20 protein-coding genes and 1 riboswitch are annotated in these 23,210 nt (G+C 57.7%); of the genes, 8 read left to right on the plus strand and 12 right to left on the minus strand.

Features of this window, described 5'->3' with window-relative positions; all coding sequences use genetic code 11:
• Positions 1–69: 69 nt before the first annotated feature.
• Positions 70–1,032, plus strand: coding sequence for a VirK/YbjX family protein (locus NQH49_RS00555; RefSeq protein WP_256697969.1), 963 nt, complete (start codon positions 70–72; stop codon positions 1,030–1,032).
• A 7-nt stretch (positions 1,033–1,039) separates the two neighbouring features.
• On the opposite strand, the gene NQH49_RS00560 is transcribed toward NQH49_RS00555, so the two are convergent.
• The 12 genes from NQH49_RS00560 to NQH49_RS00615 form a co-directional block, all read right to left on the minus strand.
• Positions 1,040–1,402, minus strand: coding sequence for a YibL family ribosome-associated protein (locus NQH49_RS00560; RefSeq protein WP_008104662.1), 363 nt, complete (start codon positions 1,400–1,402; stop codon positions 1,040–1,042).
• A 104-nt stretch (positions 1,403–1,506) separates the two neighbouring features.
• Positions 1,507–2,052: a mannitol operon repressor MtlR gene (mtlR, locus tag NQH49_RS00565; RefSeq protein WP_256697970.1), complete on the minus strand. Its 546-nt coding sequence runs from the start codon at positions 2,050–2,052 to the stop codon at positions 1,507–1,509.
• A 60-nt stretch (positions 2,053–2,112) separates the two neighbouring features.
• Positions 2,113–3,261 (minus strand): mannitol-1-phosphate 5-dehydrogenase, encoded by a 1,149-nt coding sequence (gene mtlD, locus NQH49_RS00570; RefSeq protein WP_256697971.1) that lies wholly within the window; start codon positions 3,259–3,261, stop codon positions 2,113–2,115.
• A gap of 94 nt (positions 3,262–3,355) precedes the next feature.
• A complete protein-coding gene (locus tag NQH49_RS00575; RefSeq protein WP_008104656.1) occupies positions 3,356–5,290 on the minus strand; it encodes a PTS mannitol transporter subunit IICBA in 1,935 nt (644 codons plus the stop codon).
• A gap of 457 nt (positions 5,291–5,747) precedes the next feature.
• A complete protein-coding gene (locus NQH49_RS00580; RefSeq protein WP_256697972.1) occupies positions 5,748–6,461 on the minus strand; it encodes a DUF3053 domain-containing protein in 714 nt (237 codons plus the stop codon).
• A gap of 174 nt (positions 6,462–6,635) precedes the next feature.
• A complete protein-coding gene (locus NQH49_RS00585) occupies positions 6,636–8,234 on the minus strand; it encodes a gamma-glutamyltransferase family protein (RefSeq protein WP_256697973.1) in 1,599 nt (532 codons plus the stop codon).
• A gap of 9 nt (positions 8,235–8,243) precedes the next feature.
• Complete coding sequence (locus NQH49_RS00590; RefSeq protein ID WP_256697975.1) at positions 8,244–9,125, minus strand: ABC transporter permease; 882 nt, start codon at positions 9,123–9,125, stop codon at positions 8,244–8,246.
• Between the two features lie 2 nt (positions 9,126–9,127).
• On the minus strand, positions 9,128–10,069 hold the full coding sequence (locus NQH49_RS00595) for an ABC transporter permease (protein ID WP_256697977.1): 942 nt from the start codon (positions 10,067–10,069) through the stop codon (positions 9,128–9,130).
• A gap of 17 nt (positions 10,070–10,086) precedes the next feature.
• The gene (locus NQH49_RS00600) at positions 10,087–11,604 is read right to left on the minus strand and encodes an ABC transporter substrate-binding protein (protein WP_256697978.1); all 1,518 of its coding nucleotides are present in this window, start codon (positions 11,602–11,604) and stop codon (positions 10,087–10,089) included.
• Between the two features lie 16 nt (positions 11,605–11,620).
• Positions 11,621–12,682, minus strand: coding sequence for an ABC transporter ATP-binding protein (locus NQH49_RS00605; protein ID WP_256697980.1), 1,062 nt, complete (start codon positions 12,680–12,682; stop codon positions 11,621–11,623).
• Positions 12,679–13,674 (minus strand): ABC transporter ATP-binding protein, encoded by a 996-nt coding sequence (locus NQH49_RS00610; RefSeq protein WP_256697981.1) that lies wholly within the window; start codon positions 13,672–13,674, stop codon positions 12,679–12,681. The genes NQH49_RS00605 and NQH49_RS00610 overlap by 4 nt, the downstream gene beginning before the upstream one ends.
• Positions 13,671–14,393 carry a FadR/GntR family transcriptional regulator gene (locus tag NQH49_RS00615; protein WP_256697982.1) on the minus strand — a complete coding sequence of 241 codons (723 nt, stop codon included), beginning with the start codon at positions 14,391–14,393 and terminating at the stop codon, positions 13,671–13,673. Before NQH49_RS00615 ends, NQH49_RS00610 begins: the two co-directional genes overlap by 4 nt.
• 407 nt (positions 14,394–14,800) lie before the next feature.
• Positions 14,801–14,895, plus strand: a riboswitch (guanidine-I (ykkC/yxkD leader).
• A 63-nt stretch (positions 14,896–14,958) separates the two neighbouring features.
• Between NQH49_RS00615 and NQH49_RS00620 the strand changes: the two genes are divergently transcribed.
• The 7 genes from NQH49_RS00620 (at position 14,959) to NQH49_RS00650 (ending at position 23,178) form a co-directional block, all read left to right on the plus strand.
• Complete coding sequence (locus tag NQH49_RS00620) at positions 14,959–16,017, plus strand: putative urea ABC transporter substrate-binding protein (protein ID WP_256697983.1); 1,059 nt, start codon at positions 14,959–14,961, stop codon at positions 16,015–16,017.
• Positions 16,018–16,031: 14 nt separating this feature from the next.
• Positions 16,032–16,844 (plus strand): ABC transporter permease, encoded by an 813-nt coding sequence (locus NQH49_RS00625; protein ID WP_256697985.1) that lies wholly within the window; start codon positions 16,032–16,034, stop codon positions 16,842–16,844.
• A gap of 10 nt (positions 16,845–16,854) precedes the next feature.
• Positions 16,855–17,601 carry an ABC transporter ATP-binding protein gene (locus NQH49_RS00630; RefSeq protein WP_256697986.1) on the plus strand — a complete coding sequence of 249 codons (747 nt, stop codon included), beginning with the start codon at positions 16,855–16,857 and terminating at the stop codon, positions 17,599–17,601.
• Positions 17,602–17,612: 11 nt separating this feature from the next.
• Positions 17,613–18,320 carry an urea amidolyase associated protein UAAP1 gene (locus NQH49_RS00635; RefSeq protein ID WP_256697987.1) on the plus strand — a complete coding sequence of 236 codons (708 nt, stop codon included), beginning with the start codon at positions 17,613–17,615 and terminating at the stop codon, positions 18,318–18,320.
• The gene (locus NQH49_RS00640; protein ID WP_256697989.1) at positions 18,320–18,955 is read left to right on the plus strand and encodes an urea amidolyase associated protein UAAP2; all 636 of its coding nucleotides are present in this window, start codon (positions 18,320–18,322) and stop codon (positions 18,953–18,955) included. The genes NQH49_RS00635 and NQH49_RS00640 overlap by 1 nt, the downstream gene beginning before the upstream one ends.
• Before the next feature lie 79 nt (positions 18,956–19,034).
• Positions 19,035–22,634 carry an urea carboxylase gene (uca, locus tag NQH49_RS00645; protein ID WP_256697990.1) on the plus strand — a complete coding sequence of 1,200 codons (3,600 nt, stop codon included), beginning with the start codon at positions 19,035–19,037 and terminating at the stop codon, positions 22,632–22,634.
• 247 nt (positions 22,635–22,881) lie between these two features.
• On the plus strand, positions 22,882–23,178 hold the full coding sequence (locus NQH49_RS00650; protein ID WP_008104629.1) for an HTH-type transcriptional regulator: 297 nt from the start codon (positions 22,882–22,884) through the stop codon (positions 23,176–23,178).
• The last annotated feature ends 32 nt before the right edge of the window (positions 23,179–23,210 follow it).

Genomic DNA, 23,210 nt, shown 5'->3' on the forward strand with positions numbered 1-23,210 from the left:
TTATTAACCTGCCGTTGATAATTTGGGGCATATAGTAGCGACAATTTGTCTCGCTAGGCCTAAATAATCATGTCTACTATCACAACTTCTGTGACGAATAATGATTCGTCAGCGCCGCTGTTTTTGCCATTAATAAGCGGAAAGTTCAGGCCGAATAAATTATGGAATAGCGGAAGTTTTCGCGCGAAATTTGCCTTAAGGTCACTAGTCTTTCCTGTGACGACCTTTAATTATCTGCAGCAGTTAACGAAATTGTCTGCGCTACCGCAGCTGTTGACCATGCAAGGTTTGCTGCCGGCCAAGCCACATCGTCCTTATCTGCGTGCGGGATTCAGCGTGGCGCAACGTGCGCAGGCTATCATCGATCACTACACCTTGATGGAGCAGTTAGAGAATACGGCACTGCGCCAGTTGTTGCAGAGTCCGGGCGATAATTTGCTGGCCACGTTGAGCGGCAAAAACGACGAGGCGTTTGTGATTCACTGCTGTCCGGGACGTTTTGACCGTGAAGGTGAAATTACCCTGGAGCTGCATTATCAAACGCAGTTAATTGCTTCGCTCTCTTTCTCAATTATTCGCGAACAGAACAAGCGCACCTTATTAATTGGTGGATTGCAGGGACCGCGTAAACATATTTCCAACGATGTGATTCGCGATGCCACGAAAGCGGCACACGGCGTATTCCCGAAACGTTTGCTGATGGAAGCGGTATTTAATCTGGCGCAACAGTGTGGCGTTGAGGCGATCACCGCCGTTGGCGATACCACACACGTGTTCCGCAGCCTGCGCTACCGTCACAGTAAAGGCGACAAGTTTTTTGCCAGCTACAGCGAGTTTTGGTTGTCGTTGGGTGGCGTGGCGCGTACTGATGAGCTGTTTGCGTTGCCGTTACGCGCGGAGCGTAAAGATCTGGAAGAGATTGCCAGCAAGAAGCGCGCCGAGTATCGCCGTCGCTATGCCTTGCTGGACAGTCTGAATGAACAAGTTCATCAGGCGGCTGGCATCCTACGCGACGTCTCACACGCCGCGTAAGTCAAGATTAGAACGGCTGCTTGGCGTAGCCGGTCATCACTTTCAGTCCCATCTCACGTCCGAGCGCGGTCATTGGGTGTACCACCACCAGGCCGCGCACGCTTTTCTTAAATGCGCCCATGTTGGCCTGTTCTTTCTTGGTGATTTCGCGGCTAAAGCCCAGCTTCTGCAGCTGTTGCGCTTCTTTGCTCAGCTTCTCAGTGCGGACGCTGCGCAGGCGCTCAATTTCCAGCTCCAGCTTCTCTTTTTCACGCAGCAGTTCACCGAGCTTTTCGGCATCGCCAGAGGCTAGCAGCGGGGCTTCTTTGCGGTTGAGCGCATCGAGCTGATCGCTCAGCAGTTTAATCTCGGCTTTTTCTTGTTCTTTCATTGGGGGAAAACTCGTTAAGGAAAACAGGCAAAGGATACACAAATCTACGCAGTTTTGCAGCGTGGCGCGTATTCATGCTCGCCTGGTCGCCATGAATGGCGACCCTACACTGCCGGCTTTTTAAACACCTGCTTGTGCGAAATGCGTGAAATCAGCTCGGTGAGCGACAGCACCATGGTTGAACGTACCATCTGCAGATAGCGCTGCTGCTGCATGGAGCGCAGTTGCTCGTCGTCGCGGTTGAAATCCGGCTGCGGCGGCCAGGCGGCCACGCAGTGCAATTCGCCAAACGGGCCGAGGATCTCATCGTCGGTAAATCGATAATCGCTGATGTCGTGATTCAGCTCCTCACGCAGCGCCAGCAGCAGTTCACAATCTTCGTACTCATGCCGGTTGATCACGCCCAGGCCGTAAATCAGCTTGAGGCGAACCGAGAGTTCGCCCAGCGGACCATTACCCAGCAGCAGCGGCTCTACGGCATATTTGACCGCGTAATCGTCCTTGCGAAACACTTGCAGCACCAGCAGGTTAACTGCTTCGGTCAGCAGCTCAACGGCGGCGATCAGGAAGCTTCTCACCGAACGACCGGCGTTCAGGCGCTCAAGCACCCGGTTTTCAAAAGCCTGCTTCTCTTCCATCATTGCCTGCATCGTTCAGCTACCGCCAGCGGGCACGCAAGCGCGCCCGAGTTAACCACTCAAGGGCGCGCATTATGCCATAGCGTTGTAAGCGCTCACCACTGAGGTGACCACTTCGCTATTGGCATCCAGGCCAGAAATTTCCGCCAGCGTGGCTTGCGGGCCTTTTTCTGCCAGCAGCGCGACCAGTTCCTGCGCCTGCGGATCGGCTTCGCTGCGATAGTGCATGGCGGCGGCAATGCCCTGGACCAGATTGGTGTGCGGCAGGTTGTATTCAATGGTGCCCAGCGTTGGCTTGATCAGGCGATCGCCCGCGCTCAGTTTACGCAGCGGCTGACGACCTACGCGCTCAACGTCATCTTTCAGGTACGGATTTTCGAAGCGGGTGAGGATTTTCTGGATGTAGGCAGCATGCTTATCGGCCTCAAAGCCATAACGCTTGATCAGCACGGCACCGCTTTCCTGCATCGCGCCTTGCACTACCGCACGCACTTTCTCATCAAGAATCGCGTCACGAATGGTAGCGTGACCGGCCAACTGACCGAGATACGCGGTGATGGCGTGACCGGTATTGAGGGTGAACAGCTTGCGCTCAACGAACGCCATCAGATTGTCGGTCAATTCCATGCCAGCAATGTTTGGCAATTCACCTTTGAACTGGGTTTTATCAACAATCCACTCGCTGAAGGTTTCCACGGTGACTTCCAGCGGATCGGTGGTGCCGGCTTCGGATGGCGGCACGATGCGATCGACCGCAGAATCAACGAAGCCAACATGCGCTTCAACCCACGCGTGATACTGCTCTGGCAGCGCTTTCAGCACGTGCTGTTTCAGCTGGCTGGTACCGCGCACCATGTTTTCACAGGCGATGATGTTGAGTGGACGGACGTTACCGCTGTCGCTGCGTTTAGCCAGACCTTTCGCGACGCCACCGGCGATGCGCTCCAGAATCTGCGGGCCAACCGCCGTGGTCACGATATCAACCTCCGCAATCAGCGCAACGATGTCATCGCTGGTGCTGTTGACGGCGCTGACGCCTGTTACGATTTCGACTTTTGCCTGCTCGCCAACCACATGAACCGGATACTCATGACGGGCGTTAAGGGCATCAAGTACCACCTGATTGACGTCAGCAAACACCAGCTCGATGCCGGCATCCGCCAGTAACTTACCGATAAAACCGCGACCAATGTTACCTGCTCCAAAATGTAACGCTTTCATAAATTTGACCCATAACAAATGACGAAAGGGCGGGCAAGTCCGCCCCGGAAATGTGGGACGGGCTTACCCGCCCCAGGGAAGGTAAAACGTGGTATTACGCTTTAACGGTGTTGCCTGAGAGCAGGTCCAACACGTCCTGCACGCTGGTGGTATTGGCCAGCTTCTCAATCACGCTGTCATCATCCAGCGCGTTGGTCAGGCTGGTAATCACCTGAATGTGCTCGTTATTGCGAGCGGCGATACCAATCACCAAACGCGCCACGTCTTCTGGCTCATCACCAAACTGCACGCCTGCCGGATACTGACAGAACACCACGCCGGTTTTCAGCACGCGGTCTTTCGCTTCTACGGTACCGTGTGGCACAGCAATGGATTCACCGAGGTAAGTTGGCGTCAGTTTTTCACGTTCCAGCATCGCTTCAACATATTCCGGCTGCACGTAGCCGCCTTTCACCAGCTGCTCACCCGCAAAGCGAATCGCCTGCTCTTTATGGGTGGCGCTCAGGCCGAGGAACACGTTGTCTGCACCCAGTTTAAACAGGTGCGCGTTGCCTTCGTCGTAGCTGTCAGCCAGCGTAGTCTGCACGGTTTCGCGACGCGCTTCACTGCGGTTAGCGGCAACCAGACGTTCAGTCAGATTGCTGTACAGCGCGCTATCGAGGAAGTTGTTCAGCGAAATATGCTGCGCCTGCGGTGCCTGACGCATCGCACGTTCGGTCAGATCGCGGTGGGTAATCACCAAATCGACGTCGCCTGGCAGCGAGTTAATCGCCGTGTTGGTGACGGAGATATTGCTGAGACCCGCGTCCTGCACTTTCTTACGCAGCACGCCTGCACCCATCGCACTTGAACCCATACCGGCGTCACAGGCTACGATGATTTTGCGTACGTGGTTTAGGTCAACGCTCATCGCGTCGCCAGCAACCGGTGAACCGGCAACGGCCTGACCTTTCGACTGCGCTTTCATATCCTGCATGCGCTGTGTCGCGGCTTCGATATCGTCATCTTCTTTCACTTTGCTGGTTTTCAGCAGGATTGAAGAGACCACGAAGGAGACGGCAAATGCAGCGATGATGGCCGCGATGTTCGCGAAATAAGCGCCTTTTGGCGTCATCGCCAGCACGGCCAGGATGGAACCTGGAGAAGCCGGAGAAACCAGGCCGCCGTTCAGCAGCGTCAGGGTGAACACGCCGGTCATACCGCCAAGGATTACCGCCAGCAACAGACGCGGCGCCATCAGCACGTATGGGAAGTAAATTTCGTGGATACCACCGAGGAAGTGGATGATCGCTGCACCGCCTGCAGATTGTTTAGCGCTACCGCGACCAAACATCATGTAGGCAACCAGCACGCCCATACCCGGACCTGGGTTGGCTTCAATCAGGAAGAAGATTGATTTGCCGGCCTCGCTCGCCTGCTGGATACCCAGCGGAGAGAAGATACCGTGGTTGATGGCGTTATTGAGGAACAGGATTTTCGCCGGTTCAACAAAGATCGAGGTCAGTGGCAGCAGGTTGTTCTGCACCATCAGATTCACGCCCGCGGCGAGAATGTGTGACAGGCCTTCAACCAGTGGACCGATTGCCAGGAACGCTAACAGCGCCAGCAGCATACCGATAATACCGGCCGAGAAGTTGTTAACCAGCATCTCGAAGCCGCTTTTGATCTTGCCATCTACGGCGCGGTCAAAGGACTTGATCGCCCAGCCGCCCAGTGGACCGGCAATCATCGAGCCGAGGAACATCGGCATATCGGCACCGACGATCACGCCCATGGTGGTGATCGCACCGACCACGCCACCGCGATCGCCGCCAACCAGACGTCCACCGGTGAAACCAATCAGCAGCGGCAGCAGGTAGGTGATCATTGGGCCGACGAGTTTCGCCAGCGTTTCGTTTGGAATCCATCCGGTTGGGATGAACAGCGCAGTGATGATACCCCATGCGATAAACGCACCGATGTTAGGCATCACCATATTACTCAGAAAGCGACCAAAGCTCTGAACCTTGACCTTTACTGATGAGGACATAAACCCACCCCTTATTGAGACGCGCTGCAATAAGAGAGCGCGTTTGTTTTTGTTTGAACGTTACGGCGGGGGCCGTGGCATTACTGTATGCACGCGGACTCTAGCACTAGTTTATTACGCTGCGTAGAGCAGTGCCTAAGTGTGATGCAGATCACGCTCAGTTGGGGTGGTTGGGGGGCAATAAGGTGATATCGATCACAAAAAGGGGCTGTAAGAAAGCAACGATGCCGAAAAATTAAGCAAAACAAGATGATGAATGTGACTTAAGTCACCTTTTAATCTGGGTGCTTTGTTGTGTAAATGTGATCAATGTCACAAACTATTTTTGGTCGAAAATGCGCCAGATCACAATATGCTGCAGCAGAAAAGTGAGCTGTAAGGAAGTGACGAAATTCTGAAAAGAAACGAATGGCTTGTAGGGTCGCCATTATTGGCGACCACTAAAATAGTTCGGCTGTTATAACCCGCCTTGCACCGCATTTTGCGCTTGCGTCAGCGCCTGCGCATTGCTGGAGAGATTGCTCATCAGCGTGTTGTACTGCGTTGCCTGATCCTGCGTTGGGAACTGCACGCCACCGTCGTTGAAGGTTACGCGTGTGCCTTGCGATTGCAGATAGTCGCCGGTTTGCACCGCCGCCTGGCTCAGCGCCTGCAGCTGTGGCAGCAGCGGAATCAGCGTGCTGGCTGGCTGCGTTACCACTTTGGTAAACGCGGCGTCGTAGACTTTCTTCAGATCATCCGGCTGCTTCAACGTGGCTTTGCTGCTGTCCGCCTGCATTTTGGCGCTCTGAATCTGCTGGGTCAGCACGCTCAGATTACCGCTGGCCTGGCGCAGGTTATCGCGGCGCGTCAGGTAATCCTGCGGTACACGAATCGCTGCTAATTCATCAACCACCGGACGCATACCTTGCTCGATCGCCTGATTGGTCTGCTGCGAGAAACCATACAGGATGGCGTAATCGCTGGCGTAGTTACCGAAGGTCTGCTTCTGGTTTTCACTCAGGCTTGGCAGATGTTCGCCGCTGCGCATCACTGTGTTCTGAAGGAAGTCACTGAACGCTTTACGCTGATCGCCCTCTTTGTCGCCACAGGCCGTAAGTTGCAGCACGACCAAGGCACTGACCATCAGCATGCCGGTGCGCATCCAGATGCGGGAAATTCCTGACGCCATGATTAACTCCTGTTATGGCAAATTCGATTCGGTGGGAATGGTCCTAAAGGATAGTGCAATGGCCTGGCGGGTACAACGGGCGGCGTTTGCCTGGTGCGCATAAATGCGCACCAGGCAAGGAAATAGCAAATTCCGTAGGGTCACCATTCATGGTGACCGTTTTAACACGTTAAATCAGAACACCAGCGCCTGCCCATCTTTGCGGCTTTCGGTGGCGGCGATGTAGAAGCCTTGCGGATCGCGCACAATCGCCTGCGCACCGCCGAAGTTATAGCCGAGCAGCGGATCTTCGAGCGTAATTTGATGTCCCATCTCGCGCAGCTTTGCCAGCACGTTACGGTCAATGCCCGGCTCAACCACCACCGCACGCCCTTGCTCAACGCGCCAGCGCGGGGCATCAATCGCTGCCTGCGGGTTTTGCTTGTGCTGCATGATACGCAGCGCCATCTGCAAATGACCTTGTGCCTGCATCGGGCCGCCCATCACGCCAAACGACATCAGTGGCTGGCCGTCACCGTCGAGGGCAAACGCCGGAATGATGGTGTGGAACGGCCGCTTGCCGCCGGCCACCACATTAGGATGCTGCGGATCGAGTGAGAAACCGCAGCCACGGTTTTGCAGGCTGATGCCGGTGCCCGGCACCACCACGCCAGAACCGAAGCCCATGTAGTTTGACTGTATAAAGGAAACCATCATGCCGCTGGCATCGGCGGTGGAGAGATACACCGTGCCGCTCTGCTGCGGGGAGCCAAAGGTAAAATCCCCGGCCCGATCGGGATTAATCAGCTGCGCGCGCTGTTTCAAATAGTCATCGCTCAGCAGCAGTTCCGCCGGGAACTCGAGGTGATCGTAATCGCTGACGTAGCGATCCAGATCGGCCAGCGCCAGCTTCATCGCTTCAATCGACAGATGCAGCCACGGCACTGAATCCGGTTCATAGCGGCCAATATCCCACTGTTCGAGAATGCCCAGCGCAATCAAGGTGGCGATGCCCTGACCGTTTGGCGGCAGCTCCTGCACCGATCCACCCGCAAACGGGCGCGATAACAATTCCACCCAGTCGGCGCGATGATTTTTCAGATCATCAAGGCTCAGCGCCGCACCATGCTGCTCAGCAAACGCCACTATCTTTTCAGCCAGCTCGCCACGATAGAAGGCTTCACCGCGCGTTTCGGCGATTTTTTGCAGCGTTTCGGCTTGCGCCGGATTACGGAACAGCTCGCCGGCACGCGGCGGTCGTCCATCGGGCGCAAAGCACTCGACGAAGCCGGGCTGATCTTTCAGCTTGTGGTAGGCGCGCTGCCACAGATGACCAATCAGCGGTGAAACCGGGAAACCATCGCGCGCATATTCGATGGCCGGTTGCGCTAGCGTGGTGAGCGGCAGCGTGCCAAAGCGTTCGGCCAGCTCCACCCACGCCGAAACCGCGCCCGGCACGGTGACCGCTTCCCAGCCAATTTCCGGCATGGCATCGCGTCCGGCAAAGCGTTCCGGGTTCCATGCGGCGGGCGAGCGGCCCGAGGCATTCAAACCGTGCAGCTGTTTGCCATCCCAGATAATCGCGAAGGCGTCACTGCCAAGGCCGTTGCCGCTGGGCTCCAGCACGGTTAACGCCATCGCACTGGCAATCGCCGCATCTACCGCATTGCCGCCTTGTTGCAACATGCGCATCCCGGCCTGCGCCGCCAGCGGCTGCGAAGTGGCAACCGCGTTGCGTCCCATCATCGGTACGCGGTGTGAGGCATAGCTGACGTTAAAATCCAGTTCACTCATGATCGTTCCTTAGTGTGAGTCATCGCGTGGGTCGAGCGCGTCGCGCAAACCGTCGCCCAGCAGGTTGAAGCCCTGCACGGTGAGAAAAATAGCCAGGCCGGGGAAAATCGACATCCACGGCGCCTGTTCGAGAAAGCCTTTGGCGGTATTCAGCATTGCGCCCCATGAAGGCGAGGGCGGTTGCTGGCCGAGGCCAAGGAATGAGAGGCTGGCTTCGGTGATGATCGCCGAAGCAATCGCCAGCGTGGCCTGTACCAGAATTGGCGACAGCACATTGGGCAGCACATAACGCAGGATGATCCAGCGATCGGGCAAACCAATCGCCCGCGCGCCGTCGATGTACTCTTCGTGCCGAATGGCAATCACCTGTCCGCGCGTCAAGCGGGCGAAAATCGGCATCGCAGATAAACCGATGGCAATCATTGCATTCGACAAACTCGGGCCGAGAAATGCGCCCAGCGCGATCGCCAGAATCAGAAACGGGCACGCCAGCAGCGCTTCGATAAAGCGCGAAATAATGCCGTCGCACCAGCCTTGCCAGTAACCGGCAATCAACCCAAGCGGCACACCAATCAGAATGGCGATCAGCACCGAAATGCAGCCCGCCAGCAGCGAGGTGCGTGCGCCCCACACCAGGCGCGACAAAATATCGCGCCCCAACTCATCGGTACCGAACCAGTGCAGCAGCGTTGGCGCTTTGCGCACCGCAAGGAAATTGGCTTTGATGGGATCAAACGGAGCCAGCCACGGTGCCAGCAGCGCCACGGCGACAAACAGCAGCACAATTACCGCACCAATCAGCGCACTTTTATTACGCAGGAACTTTTTCAGTACCCGACGATTGGGCTTTGCCACTGCAGGCAGTACGCCAGCGGTTAATACCTCGCTCATGGTCAGCCTCGCATTTTCGGGTTAATGATCAGATAGAGCACATCGGCCAGCAGGTTGAGCAGCAGGAAGCCCATCGCCACCACCAGCACCACGCCTTGCACCACGGCGTAATCACGGTTAAACACCGCATCGACAATCATCTTGCCAAAGCCGGGCAGCGTGAAGACCTGCTCGGTCAGCACTGCGCCACCCAGTAACTCGCCAAACAGCAGCGTGGTGAGAGTAACAATCGGCATCAATGCATTACGCAACGCATGCTTCAACACCACTTTCTTTGCCAGCAGCCCTTTGGCGCGTGCGGTGCGAATGTAATCCGCTTTCAGCACGGCGATCATTGAAGCGCGGGTGTGGCGCATTAAGGTGGCGGCCAGTCCGGTGCCGAGCACCAGCGCTGGCAGCAGCAGCGTTTTCAGGTTCTGCGCCACATCTTCGCTAACCGGCACAAAGCCCGATGCCGGCAGCCATTGCAGGTGCACGGAGAACAGCAAAATCAGCAGAATACCGAGCCAGAAGTGAGGCACTGAAATCCCGGAAAGCGCGACAAAGTTGGTGGTGTGATCGACCCAACTGTCTTTGCGCACTGCGGCGATGATGCCCATGCTGATGCCAATCACCAGCGCGATAATCATCGCCAGCAATGACAATTCCAGCGTGACCGGCAATTTGCTGGCGATCAGCGCCGTCACCGGCTCTTTGGTGCGCAGCGACATGCCCAAATCGCCGGTTAGCGCATTACCCATCCAGGCGAAATATTGCGCGGGAATCGGATCGTCCAGATGATATTCCGCCCGCAGCTGGGCGATAACCGCTGGATCGCGCTCTTCGCCCGCCATCGCCAGCACCGGATCGCCCGGCAGCAGCTTTTGCAGTGCGAACACCATAATGCTCACCAGCAGCAGCGTCGGAATCGCCAGCAATAGCCGTTTTACAATCAGTTCCAGCATCCTCGCTCCTTAGCGGTTTACTGCGCCAGACTTACGCCAGCCAAACGTACCAATCCGTCCGGCCAGGCTTTGAAGCCCTGCAGTTTTTTCGACATGCCAAAAATGCGTGGCTCAAAGTAGAGGTAAGCAATCGGCATATCGCTTTGCAGTTGGTTCACCACCTGGGTGTAGAGCGCCTGACGCTGTGCCTGGTCGTTGGTGAGACGCGCGGCATTCAGCCACTCATCGACCTGCGCATTGCTGTAGCGTCCGTCATTGAGCGTGCCTTTGCTGTTAATAAACGAATAGATGCTGCCGTCCGGATCCGGACGACCAGACCAACCCGACAGGCTAAGCTGATAATCCCCGCGCTGCTGGCGATCCAACAGGGTGGCGAACTCACTCATTTGCAGATTGAGGTTGAAACCGGCTTCACCGACCATCGCCTGAATCACCTGGCCCACCTGCTGCGCGGTCGGGTTATTGCTGACCAGCAGCGTCAGATTCAGCGGTGTGGTAACACCCGCAGCCTTCAGCAGCGCTTTGGCTTTCTCAACATCGCGCGGTGCGATCGGTGTTTTGACGTGATACGCGCTGACCGGTGAAAACGCCTGATTGGCTGGCGTATACAAGCCTTCAAACGCCACCTGATTCAGCGCATCACGGTCAATCGCCAGTGAGAACGCTTCACGCACCCGCGCATCTTTCAGCGGACTATTAGCATCGACTTTGCCGTTGTTGATATTGAAAGTGATGCCCTGATAACCAAGACCTGTGACTTTTGCCAGCGCCAGTTTGCTATCGGCTTCAACGGTTTTCACATCGCTGGCGGCCACGCCTTCGGTGAGATCCAAATCGCCCGCACGCAGGTTCGCGAGGCGTACGGAAGCATCCGGGATCGGCAGGAAAATCACCTTATCGAAGTGATAGGCGCCTTTATTCCAGTAATTGTCATAGCGCTTCAGCACGATGCGATCCTGCTGAACACGGCTGTCGAACTGATACGGGCCAGAGCAGACCGGATGAGCGGCGAAATCGGGCTTTTTCGCCGCTTCCGGTGCCAGCATGGCGCCGGCGCGGTCGGTCAGCTGGCTCAGCAGCGCCGCATCTGGGTTTTTCAGGTGGAATTTCACCTGCATCGGGCCGCTTACTTCCACACTTTCAATCGAGGAGATTTCACTTTTGCGCAGCGAACCCGGCAGCGTCTGCGCACGTTCGATATTGAATTTCACCGCCTGCGCATCAAACTTTTCGCCATCGTGGAAGGTCACGCCGCTGCGCAGATTCATGGTCAGCGTTTTACCGTCATCGCTCCACGCCCAATCGGTGACCAGACCCGGCACCACTTTGAGGTTTTGATCGACATCGACCAAACGATCGCACATCGCCGCAAACACAAAACGGCCGTAATAGGTGCGCGCCAGATGCGGATCGAGCATGTCAGGATCGGCGCCCAGGCCGATGCGAATCACGCTGTCAGCCTGGCTGTGGGCGCTAGCGCCGAGCAGTAACAGACCGCTGAGGGCGGTTAATAACGTATGACGAGCTTGCTTCACGGTGTCTCTCCAGGGGTTAGGCTTGCTGATTCACCGCCTGCTCAAACAGGGCGCGGCGACGTAAAAAAGCGGCGGAAGGTGGCGCAAGAGTGATGACGCTGCGATCGCGATTAATCTCCTGCCAGCGGTGACAGGCAATTTGACGGCCGCCGCTCAGCACCTGATTAATCGGTTCAAACTGGCGACATTCCGCCGTGGCATAGGGACAACGGGTATGAAAACGGCAGCCGCTCGGTGGATTGGCGGGATTGGGCAGGTCGCCTTGCAACATCGGAATGGTGCGGTTGCCACCCGGCTGCATTTGCGGCGCAGAGGCAATCAGCGCCTGCGTATAAGGATGGAGCGGCGCATCAAAAATCTCATCGACGCTGGCCAGTTCAACAATCTGACCGAGATACATCACCGCCACGCGATCGCTCATATGACGGATTACCGCTAAACCGTGCGCCACGATCACCATCGTCAGACCAAACTGCTGTTTCAGGCTCTCCAGCAGATTCACCACCTGCGCCTGCACCGACACATCCAGCGCTGAAACCGGCTCATCGCCGAGCAATAATTTCGGTTGGGATGCCAGGGCGCGGGCAATACCGATGCGCTGGCGCTGACCACCTGAAAACTCGTGCGGGTAACGCTCGGCCCAGGCCGCAGGCAGGCCAACGGTGCGTAGCAGTTCGGCGACGCGCGAATGGCGCTGATCGCGGCTCATCTTTTCGTGCAGCCACAAGGGTTCGCCAACAATCTGCTGCACCGTCATGCGCGGATTGAGCGAGGCAAACGGGTCCTGGAAGATAATCTGCAATTCACGGCGCAGCTGATTGAGCCGCGCGCCGCTGGCATCAGTAATGCTTTCGCCCTGATAGAACACGTCGCCAGCGCTGGCGGCCAATAACCGCAGCAGCAAACGGCCCAGCGTCGATTTACCGGAACCGGATTCGCCGACAATCGCCAGCGTTTCGCCCGGCATCACCTGCAGCGAAACGCGATCGACCGCCGTCACGCCGCGATTACGTGAAAACAGCCGGTTGCCCGCGGAGAAGGTTTTGCTTAAATCGCGGCACTCTAAAATCGGCTTCATGCACTTTCTCCCAGCGTGACGTATTGCTCTAACGGGGCGCGGAAACAGGCCACCTGATGATCGTTCGCCAGCGCGCGTAACGCCGGGCGATGCTGGTGGCAGCGTGTTTCGGCGAAGGGGCAACGCGTGGCAAAACGGCAGCCAGCCGGCATGTTTTCCGGCAACGGCACCTGGCCGGGAATGGTGGCCAGCGCACCTTCGCGTGCGCTCAGGCTGGGAATTGAGCCCATCAGGCCAATGGTGTAAGGATGCTGCGGATCGTTGAAAATACGCTCGACGCTGCCGCTCTCCACCACCTGACCGGCGTACATTACCGCCACGCGCTGCGCCACTTCCGCCACCACGCCGAGGTCGTGGGTGATCATCAGCACTGCAGTGCCGGTTTCCTGTTTTAGGGTGTTCAGCAGCGCCAGAATTTGCGCCTGAATGGTGACGTCGAGCGCGGTAGTGGGTTCGTCGGCAATCAGCAGTTTTGGCTGGTTGATCAGCGCCATCGCGATCATCACGCGCTGGCGCATGCCGCCGGAGAGCTGATGCGGATAGGCTTTGAGCCGCAGTTCTGGTGCCGGGATTTGCACTTTTTGCAGAATCGCCAGCGCCGCGTCCATTGCCTGGCGCTTATTCACTTTGCGATGGCGCATCACCGCTTCACTCAGCTGATCGCCAAGCGTGAAGGCCGGATTAAGTGAGGTCATCGGCTCCTGAAAAATCATCGCCAGTTGGTTGCCGCGCAGGCTGGCGTATTCGCTGCTGCTGAGCTGGCGCAGATCGCGGCCATCAAACAGCATGTCGCCCTGCAAGATGCGCGCGCTGTCAGGCTGCAAACCCATCAACGTCAGTGAGGTGATGCTTTTGCCGCAGCCCGATTCACCGACCAGCGCCAGCGTTTCTCCCGCCTCTAGCTGCAGAGAAATATCATCCAGCACCGTGACGGGCGAGCCGTGAAACTGCACGCGCAGATTGCGCAGCGATAAAACGGGATGTGCGGTCATGGCATATCCTCCTGGCGGGAATAGAGCGTTTCCATCAGCGCCTGTTGCAGCGCAAGCAGATGTTCACGCATCGCCGCTGCCGCTTCATGAGGCTGGCGCTGGGCGATGTGCATCACCAGCCGCTGATGATGGTTGTCATAGTTATCCAGGCGCGCCGGGGTGCGCGCCTGCACTCGCAAATGCTGCCAGCCGGGATCGCGGCGCACGGCATCAACGGCGTCGAACAGCCCGAGCATCAGACGATTGCCTGCCGCTTCGGCGATGGCGCGATGAAAGGCGCTGTCCCACAGTTCATGTTGATCGCCATCTTCTGGCGGCGTGATGGCGTGCATGCGCTCCAGCAGGCGTTTCATCAAGGCAATTTGCTCTTTGGTGGCGCGCAGGGCGGCAAGACTTGCCAGCCCCGGCTCCAGCTGCAAACGCGCTTCCATCACTTCAAGCAGATTCGATTGCTGCGGCAGATCCTGTAACACCAGCGGCTGCACCGGCGCGGAGGGCCCAACAAAGGTGCCTTTGCCCTGTTTACGCCAGATGCGGCCCTCTTCTTCCAGCACATCCAATGCCCGGCGAATTTCACGACGACCCACGCCAAAGCGCTCCGCTAACTCACGTTCGGTGGGCAGCGCGCGATCCGGCGTGTGCTCCTGTTGCTGAATCAGCTGGCGCAGTTGCTCAAGTGCGGTGCTGGAGTTGCGGCTGGTTTCTGGCGTGTCATTCATGATTGGTTCGCCTGTTTATGCATCAGAAAAAGATCGGTAAACGCCGCGTATCCAGCCCTTTTCCTGATGAAAGGCGAATTGGACCGCTTTCTTAGCGTAGGCAAGAAGTGAACCAATACTTAATTGGTTCAGCTTGGTGTGTCATCAATGTGTAATAACCACATGATCGCAAAGTAAAAGTTTTTTCAGTGCCCGTTCGGAATTGCGAGAGGCGTCAACGTTTCCATCGATGGGCTGCTTCACGTTGGTGCGCGCACGCTGCTTTTCTGTGCAATGCCAGCAAAGCGGCGACGCGCGGATCGTTAATATTTTATGTTTTTCAGCGGGATATAACCTTGGCATCCATTTTGTATGTGTTAACGCAGATGCAGGAGCGATAGCGGGCAACCGAGGTCGCCAGACAATTTGCAATGGGTCACTAGGGTTCCGGTCGAAAGATGCTGGTCCGAGAGTGGCCGACCGTCCTCTGACGGTTACACGGCGGGAAAAAAGCCCGGGAGGAAAGCGAGAACGTTGCTCGCCGCCTCCTGCTTTTTTTTCGCCCGTTAACGTCAGAGGAACCATCATGATCAAAGCCTGCCTTCGCCTGCTGTTGCTTTGCACCATCACGCTGTTCAGCGTCAATACGCTGGCCGCCGACAAACCCTCCTTCAAGATTTGCTGGTCGATCTACGCGGGCTGGATGCCGTGGGATTACGCGCAGCAGAGCGGTATCGTCAAAAAATGGGCCGACAAATACGGCATCGATATCCAGTTTGTGCAGGTTAACGACTATATCGAATCGGTGAACCAATACACCGCCGGTGGCTTTACGGGTTGCACCATGACCAACATGGATGCACTAACCATTCCCGCGACCGGCGGCGTGGATAGCACGGCGCTGATCGTCGGCGATTACTCCAACGGTAACGACGGCATTCTGCTGAAAGGCGCGGGAAACCTCTCGGCGCTGAAAGGCAAGCCGATCAATCTGGTCGAACTCTCGGTTTCACATTACCTGCTGGCGCGAGCGCTGGAAAAATCCGGCATGAGCGAGAAAGACGTCAAAGTGGTGAACACCGCCGATGCCGATTTGGTGGCGGCGTTTGGCACCGCCGATGTCAACGCTATCGTGACCTGGAATCCGCTGCTCGCCGAAGCGGAGAAGCAGCCGAACAGTCATCTGATTTTCTCTTCCGCGCAAATTCCGGGTGAAATCCTCGATCTGCTGGTGGTCAACAGCGCCACGCTTAAAAAGTATCCGCAGCTCGGCAAAGCGCTGACCGGCGCATGGTATGAAACGCTGAAAACCATGTCCGGCCCAACCGACAGCGCCAAAGCGGCACGCACACAAATGGCGCAGGCTTCCGGCACCGATCTGGCGGGCTTTGATCAGCAGCTGGCCGCCACGCATCTGTTCAGCGATGCCAAAACCACCCTCGATTTCGTCCAAAGCCCACAGCTCAAAGCCACCATGCAGATGGTCGCCGAGTTCTCGTTCAAGCACGGCTTGCTGGGCGAGGGCGCGCCGAGCGCCGATGTGGTTGGCGTGGCAACGCCTGCGGGCAATTGGGGCGATGCGGGCAACATCAAACTGCGCTTCACCGATGAGTACACCAAACTGGCCGCCGCCGGGCAGCTGTAAGCGAGGCGATGCCGATGCGTAAGTTGATCAACTACCAACCGCTGCCGCTGGGGCGCTTGCTGCTGGGCATCTTGCCGCTGCTGGCGCTGCTGCTGGTGTATCTGTTCGCGTCGGATGCGCGTCTCAGCCTGAATGCGGCAGACAAGCTGTTGCCGGGCTTTAACGTCATGGGCGACGCCATCAGCCGCATGGCGTTTCAGCCCAGCCCGCGCACCGGTGAATACCTGCTGTGGAGCGATACCGCCGCCAGTCTGCTGCGTTTGCTGTGTGGCGTGGCGATCAGCGCGCTATTGGCGCTGGCGCTGGGTCTGTTCACCGGCGCGCTGCCGGTGGTGCGGGCGGTGCTGGCGCCGCTGGTGACGTTGTTTGCACTGGTACCGCCGCTGGCGATTCTGCCGATTCTGTTTATCTGTTTTGGCCTCGGCGAAGTGTCGAAAGTGGTGCTGATTGTCATTGGCATCACGCCGTTGATTACCCGCGATTTGCAGCTGCAGGTGCAGAAAATCCCGCGCGAGCAGCTGGTGAAGGCGCAGACGCTTGGCGCGCACAGCGCGCAGATTTTGTGGCGCGTGATCCTGCCGCAGCTGATGCCGCGCCTGTTGGATGCGGTGCGGCTGTCGCTGGCGTCGGCGTGGCTGTTTTTAATTGCCGCCGAGGCTATCGCCGCCACAGAAGGTTTGGGTTATCGCATCTTCCTGATGCGGCGTTATCTGGCAATGGATGTGATTCTGCCGTACGTGGCGTGGATCGCGCTGCTGGCCTTCCTGCTCGACCTGTTGCTGCGGCTGATTAGCCGTCGCTGCTGGCCGTGGTATCACGCGAAATAAGGGGCGAGCGATGCCGTTACTGCAACTGAAAAACCTTGAGAAACATTACGGCCAGCAAGTGGTGCTGGAGCGCCTCAATATCGAGGTCGAAGAGGGCGAGTTTGTGGCGATTGTCGGTGCGTCCGGCTGCGGCAAAACCACCTTCCTGAATATGCTGCTCGGCACTGAAGCGCCCAGCAAAGGCCAGCTGTTACTGGATGGCGAACCGATTCCCGACGAACCGGATGCGCATCGCGGCGTGGTGTTTCAGCGCTATTCAGTGTTCCCGCATCTGACGGTGCTGGGCAACGTGATGCTGGGCGACGAGTTCAGCAGTGCGCGTTGGCTGGGCCGCGTGTGGGGAAAGAAGCGTCAGGCGATTCGCCAGCGTGCGCAGGCCATGCTGGCGCAGGTCGGCCTTGAACATGCGCAGAATAAATATCCGCATCAGCTGTCGGGCGGCATGCAGCAGCGTCTGGCGCTGGCGCAGGCGTTGATGAAGCAGCCGCGCATTTTGCTGCTGGATGAGCCTTTCGGCGCACTCGATCCCGGCATCCGCGGCGAGATGCACCAACTGATTACCCGCTTGTGGCAGCAGCACAACCTGACCATTTTCATGATCACCCACGATCTGAAAGAGGGATTTAGCCTCGCCTCGCGTCTGCTGGTGTTTGACAAGCTGCGCCACGATCCGCACGCGCCTGAAGCCTGGGGCGCGACCATCACGTACGACCTGCCGCTGGATCGCGCACAGCCATCCGAGCCGCTGGTCGCCTAAAGGAGAAAACCATGAAGCCTTATCAAACCTTGTTGCCGAGCGGCGCGCACTGGTCGCTGGTGATGCGCAGCGGCAGCGCGCTGACTCTTACCGATGTGGAAGGTGGCGCCAACGTCGGCCTGCTGTTTTACAACCCGGAAAACCTGCTGGAGCGCTATAACGCGCCCGACACCTTGAAGTGCCAGCACACTTTCCGCCTCACCGCCGGTCACTGTCTCTATTCAGATATGGGACGCATTTTCTGCGGCATTGAACACGACAGCTTCGGCTGGCACGAAAGCGTGTGCGGCACGCTGAATGCCGAACAAACCGCCGCGCGCTTTGGTGCCAGCACCTATCAACAGGCGCGCAACCTGCGCCATCAAAACGGCTACGACAGCTTTCTCGTCGAGCTGGCGAAGTATGGGCTCGGCCAGCGCGATATGGCGTCCTGCCTCAATCTGTTTGCGCAGGTGCGCGCCGACGATAACGGCACTTTGCGGCTGGAACGTCAGGGCGCGGCGGGTGCCAGCGTGCGTTTACGTTTTGCGATGGACACGCTGGTGCTGCTGCACACTTGCCCGCATCCGCTGAGCGCATCGCTGGATTATCCGCGCCAGCCGGTGCAGATCGAACTGGATGCTCAGCACGCGCCATTACCCGAAATCTGTCTGCAACGTGCTGAAAATCAACGCGGCTTGCGTAATAACGCGCTGTATCAACTGCAAGGAGAAATGTGATGATCACTGAAAGTCCGCGCAATCCAGACGAAGCGCGCTTACAACAGCAAATTGATGCCGGTGATTACTGGTTGCAGCGTATCGAAGCCGGTCAGACGCTACGCATCACCGATCTGGAAGGCAATCAGGCCGCCGATACGCTGTTTTTCAATGCTGATGACACCGCTGAACGCTACAGCATGAGCGACACGCTGCGCGGGCAGAACAATGTGTTTCTGACGGCCGGCAGCGTGCTGCGCTCCAACCGTGATCGCCCGATGTTGACCATTACCGCCGATACCTGCGGCCGTCACGATACCTTGGGCGGCGCCTGCTCGTGCGAGAGCAACACCGTGCGCTATGACCTGGAAAAGCGCCATATGCATTCGTGCCGCGATAGCTGGATGCTGGCGGTGGCGGAGAAGCCGCAGTTTGGCCTGATGCGCCGCGACATCACCCACAACATCAATTTTTTCATGAACGTGCCGGTGACGCATGACGGCGGATTGACCTTTGCCGACGGCATTTCTGCGCCGGGCAAATATGTCGAGATGGTGGCGCAGATCAACGTGCTGGTGCTGATCTCCAACTGCCCGCAGCTCAACAATCCCTGCAACGGTTACAACCCAACGTCGATTTTAGTCAGCGTGTGGTGATTCTCTGACGCAACGGGACGACCCGTTTTCTGCCGTCAATGCCATGCAGGACGACCTGCCGCAACGAGAGTATTCAGTCATGATTGATCGCGTATTAATTGCCAACCGTGGCGCGATTGCCGTGCGCATTATTCGTACCCTGCAAGCCATGAATATCCGGGCGATTGCCGTGTATGCCGAAGCCGACCGCCATGCGCGCCATGTGCGTCTGGCGGATGAAGCCTGGTCGCTCGGCGAAGGTCAGGTGCGAGACACTTATCTCAATCAGGATAAATTGCTGGCGATAGCCGCGCAGAGTGGCGCGCAGGCGCTGCATCCGGGCTACGGTTTTCTCAGTGAAAATCCAGAATTTGTCACGCGCTGCACAGCGGCGGGCGTGCATTTTCTTGGGCCGAGCGCCGAGCAGATGGCGGCTTTTGGCCTGAAACACAGCGCGCGTGCGCTGGCCGAACAGAACAACGTACCGCTGCTGCCGGGCAGCGGCTTACTGGCTTCGCTGGCCGAGGCGCAGCAGATGGCGGCGCAGATTGGCTATCCGGTGATGCTGAAAAGCACCGCGGGCGGCGGCGGGATTGGCATGCAGCGCTGTGACGATGCCGAACAGCTCGACGCGGCATTTACCCGCGTGAAGCGCCTGGCAGGCAACAACTTCGCCGACGATGGCGTATTTTTAGAGAAGTTCATTGCGCGTGCGCGCCATATCGAAGTGCAGATTTTTGGCGACGGCGCAGGTGAAGTGATCGCGCTCGGTGAGCGTGATTGTTCGGCGCAACGCCGTAATCAAAAGGTGCTGGAAGAGACACCCGCACCGGGCTTGAGCGCAGCGGTGCGCGCGCAGTTGCAGGCCACCGCCGTCAGGCTCGCGCGAGCGGTGAACTATCGCAGCGCGGGCACGGTGGAATATGTGTATGACGATGCCAGCCAGCAGTTCTGGTTCCTTGAAGTGAACACGCGTTTGCAGGTAGAACATGGCGTCACCGAAATGGTGTATGGCGTCGATCTGGTGCGCTGGATGGTGGAACTGGCACAGCAAACATTACCGCCGCTGGCAGATTTGCAGCCGGTCGCGCAAGGTCACGCCATTCAGGTACGGCTTTACGCCGAAGATCCCGCTAAGCAGTTCCAGCCCAGCGCCGGATTGCTCAGCCATGTGCAGTTCCCGACTGAGATTGAGGATGCCACGCTGCGTATCGACAGCAGCGTTGAGAGCGGCATGGAAGTTTCGCCGTTTTACGATCCAATGCTGGCGAAAGTGATTGTGCATGCCGCCGACCGCGCCAGCGCGCTCGGCAGCATGGTGCAGGCGCTGCACGTCACCGAATTGTACGGCATCGAAACCAATTTGCTGTGGCTGCGCCAGTTGTGCACGCTGCCGGAAGTGCAGCAGGGATGCATCATCACCGCCACCCTCGGCACCCTGCAGTGGCAGCCGCCAACGCTGGATATTATCAGCGGCGGCACCTTAACCACGGTGCAGGACGCGCCGGGCCGCATCGGCTATTGGCATGTTGGCGTGCCGCCTTCCGGTCCGTTCGACAGCCGCGCGTTCCAGCTCGGCAATCGCCTGTTAGATAATGATGCCCAAGCCGCCGGGCTGGAGATCACCTTGCGTGGCCCGACGCTGCGCTTTAACCAGGCCTGCAGTTTTGTACTGACCGGCGCGCCGATTGCCGCGCAACTCGATCAACAAAGGTTACCGATGAACCAGCGGCTAACGGCGCAGGCCGGGCAAACACTGACGCTCGGTGAAGTGCGCGATGGCAGCCGCAGCTATCTGCTGCTGGCTGGTGGCCTCGACACGCCGCGTTATCTGGGTAGCCGCAGCACTTTTACCCTCGGCAAATTTGGGGGTCATGCCGGACGCGCGCTGCGCGCCGGTGACGTGCTGCATCTCGCCGCGCCGCAGGTGCTGAGTGCCGCAACATTGCCTGACGAACTGCTGCCGCAACTTAACGGTTGCTGGCAGCTGCGGGTGATTTACGGCCCGCATGGCGCGCCCACCTTCTTCACCGATGACGACATCGCGGCATTTTTTGCCGCTGAGTGGCAAGTGCACTACAACTCCAGCCGCACCGGCATTCGCCTGATCGGCCCAAAACCGACCTGGGCGCGCAGCGACGGCGGCGAGGCGGGCATGCATCCTTCGAACATCCATGACAATGCCTACGCCTTCGGCACGGTGGATTTTACCGGCGATATGCCGGTGATCCTCGGCCCGGATGGCCCATCGCTGGGTGGATTTGTCTGCCCGGCAACGGTGATCGAGGCCGATCTGTGGAAGCTGGGGCAACTGAAAGCCGGCGATCGCGTGCAGTTCCAGCCGATCGATCTTTTCACCGCCGATCACCTGGCGCAGGCGCAGCGGGACGAGATCATCAAACTGCAATCTCAACCGATTACAGTGAACGCGGCGCTGCCGTTGATTGATCCTGTGCTGCACCATCATGCGGCAGCGGATCAACGTCCTTCGCTCTCTATTCGAGCAGCGGGCGACCGTTTCCTGCTGGTGGAATATGGCGATTTGCAGCTGGATATCGCGCTGCGTTTTCGCGTGCATGCGCTAATGCAATGGCTGGAAGCGCATCCGCTGCCGGGGCAACTGGAATTGACGCCTGGCATCCGCTCGCTACAAATCCATTATGACGCGCAGCTGTGTGCAAGAAGTGAGCTATTGGCGCAAATATTGCACGCTGATTTAGCATTGGGGAGCCTGGCCGATGCGGCCGTGCCTTCGCGCACCGTATGGCTGCCGCTCAGCTGGGATGATGCAGCCTGCCGTGAAGCGATTGTGCGCTACGACCAATCCGTCAGACCGAATGCGCCGTGGTGCCCAAGCAATATTGAATTCATTCGCCGCATCAATGGGCTGGATAGCATTGAGTCGGTAAAAGAGATCGTCTTTAGCGCTTCTTATCTGGTGATGGGATTGGGCGATGTCTATCTCGGTGCGCCGGTGGCGACGCCACTCGATCCACGTCATCGCCTGGTGACCACCAAATACAATCCGGCGCGCACCTGGACGGCGGAGAATTCGGTGGGGATCGGCGGCGCTTATATGTGCGTGTACGGCATGGAAGGGCCGGGCGGTTATCAGTTTGTTGGACGTACCATGCAGATGTGGAACCGCGATCGCCCAACAGCCGCGTTTACCCAGCCCTGGTTACTGCGCTTCTTCGATCAAATTCGTTTTTATCCGGTAGAAGCCGACGAGCTGCTGCAGATTCGTGAGCGTTTTCCGTGGGGCGATTATCCGCTGCGCGTGGAACAGGGCGAATTCCGTCTCGCCGACTATCAGGCAATGCTGACGCAGCAAGCGCAGGAGATTGATGCCTTCCAACAACAGCGCCAGCAGGCATTTGATGAGGAGTTGGCGCGCTGGCGAGCCGAAGGGCAGTTTACCTTCGATAGCCAGCTGCAAGCGCAGAGCGGCGAAGAGAGTGTGGTGCCAGCCGGATGTCATCCCGTTGAGAGTCAGGTGGCCGGCAGCGTGTGGCAATGGTTGGTGGAGGAAGGCAGTGAAATTCGTGCGGGTGCCACGGTCGGCATCCTCGAATCAATGAAGATGGAAATCCCGATCGTCGCGCCCGTCAGTGGAAAAATCCATAGTCTGACGCGGCTGTCTGGGCAGCAAGTGCAGGCGGGTCAATTACTTATGGTGATCGACCCAAAAGTGGCATAAGAAAGAATAAAAAATAATCAGGAATCTGGCAGCAAAGTCGGGGATCTGTCCCATACTTAGAAACCCGAACTATTGTTGCATTGCCCTGACATCTTTTGCAGTGCTCAACAGGCTGTGTCCCGCATCGGTTTGATAATAACTATGCGAAACCGCTACGGGATACAGCCTGATCGTCCGGTTTCAGCGCCTGGTGGCGCTTACCTCTCTACTTTCACGTGCTTCATAGTGAGTTTTTAAGGAGTTCTCTATGGAATTAAAAGATCCCATGGTCGAGTTGCTCAGCAGCCTTGAGCAGATTGTTTTGACACGTGACGCTAAGCCATCCGTATCAGAAATTTCTATCAACCAGACTACAGTTCCCGAGCCGCAGCGTTTACGCGAAATGACCGGCATGCAGGTTGACGAATTTGCCCGCGTGATGGGTGTTAGCGTTTCGTCAGTTAAAAGCTGGGAGGCGCAACGTACGCGTCCTTCCGCTACGGCGCGCAAACTGATGAAGCTGTTACAAGCTAACCCGTATTTAGGGCGCCAGCTGCTGGAGTAATCCTTGTTGAGGATGCTCCAACCCGCCTAAAT

Source organism: Pantoea trifolii (genome assembly GCF_024506435.1).
Taxonomy (GTDB): Bacteria; Pseudomonadota; Gammaproteobacteria; order Enterobacterales; family Enterobacteriaceae; genus Pantoea; species Pantoea trifolii.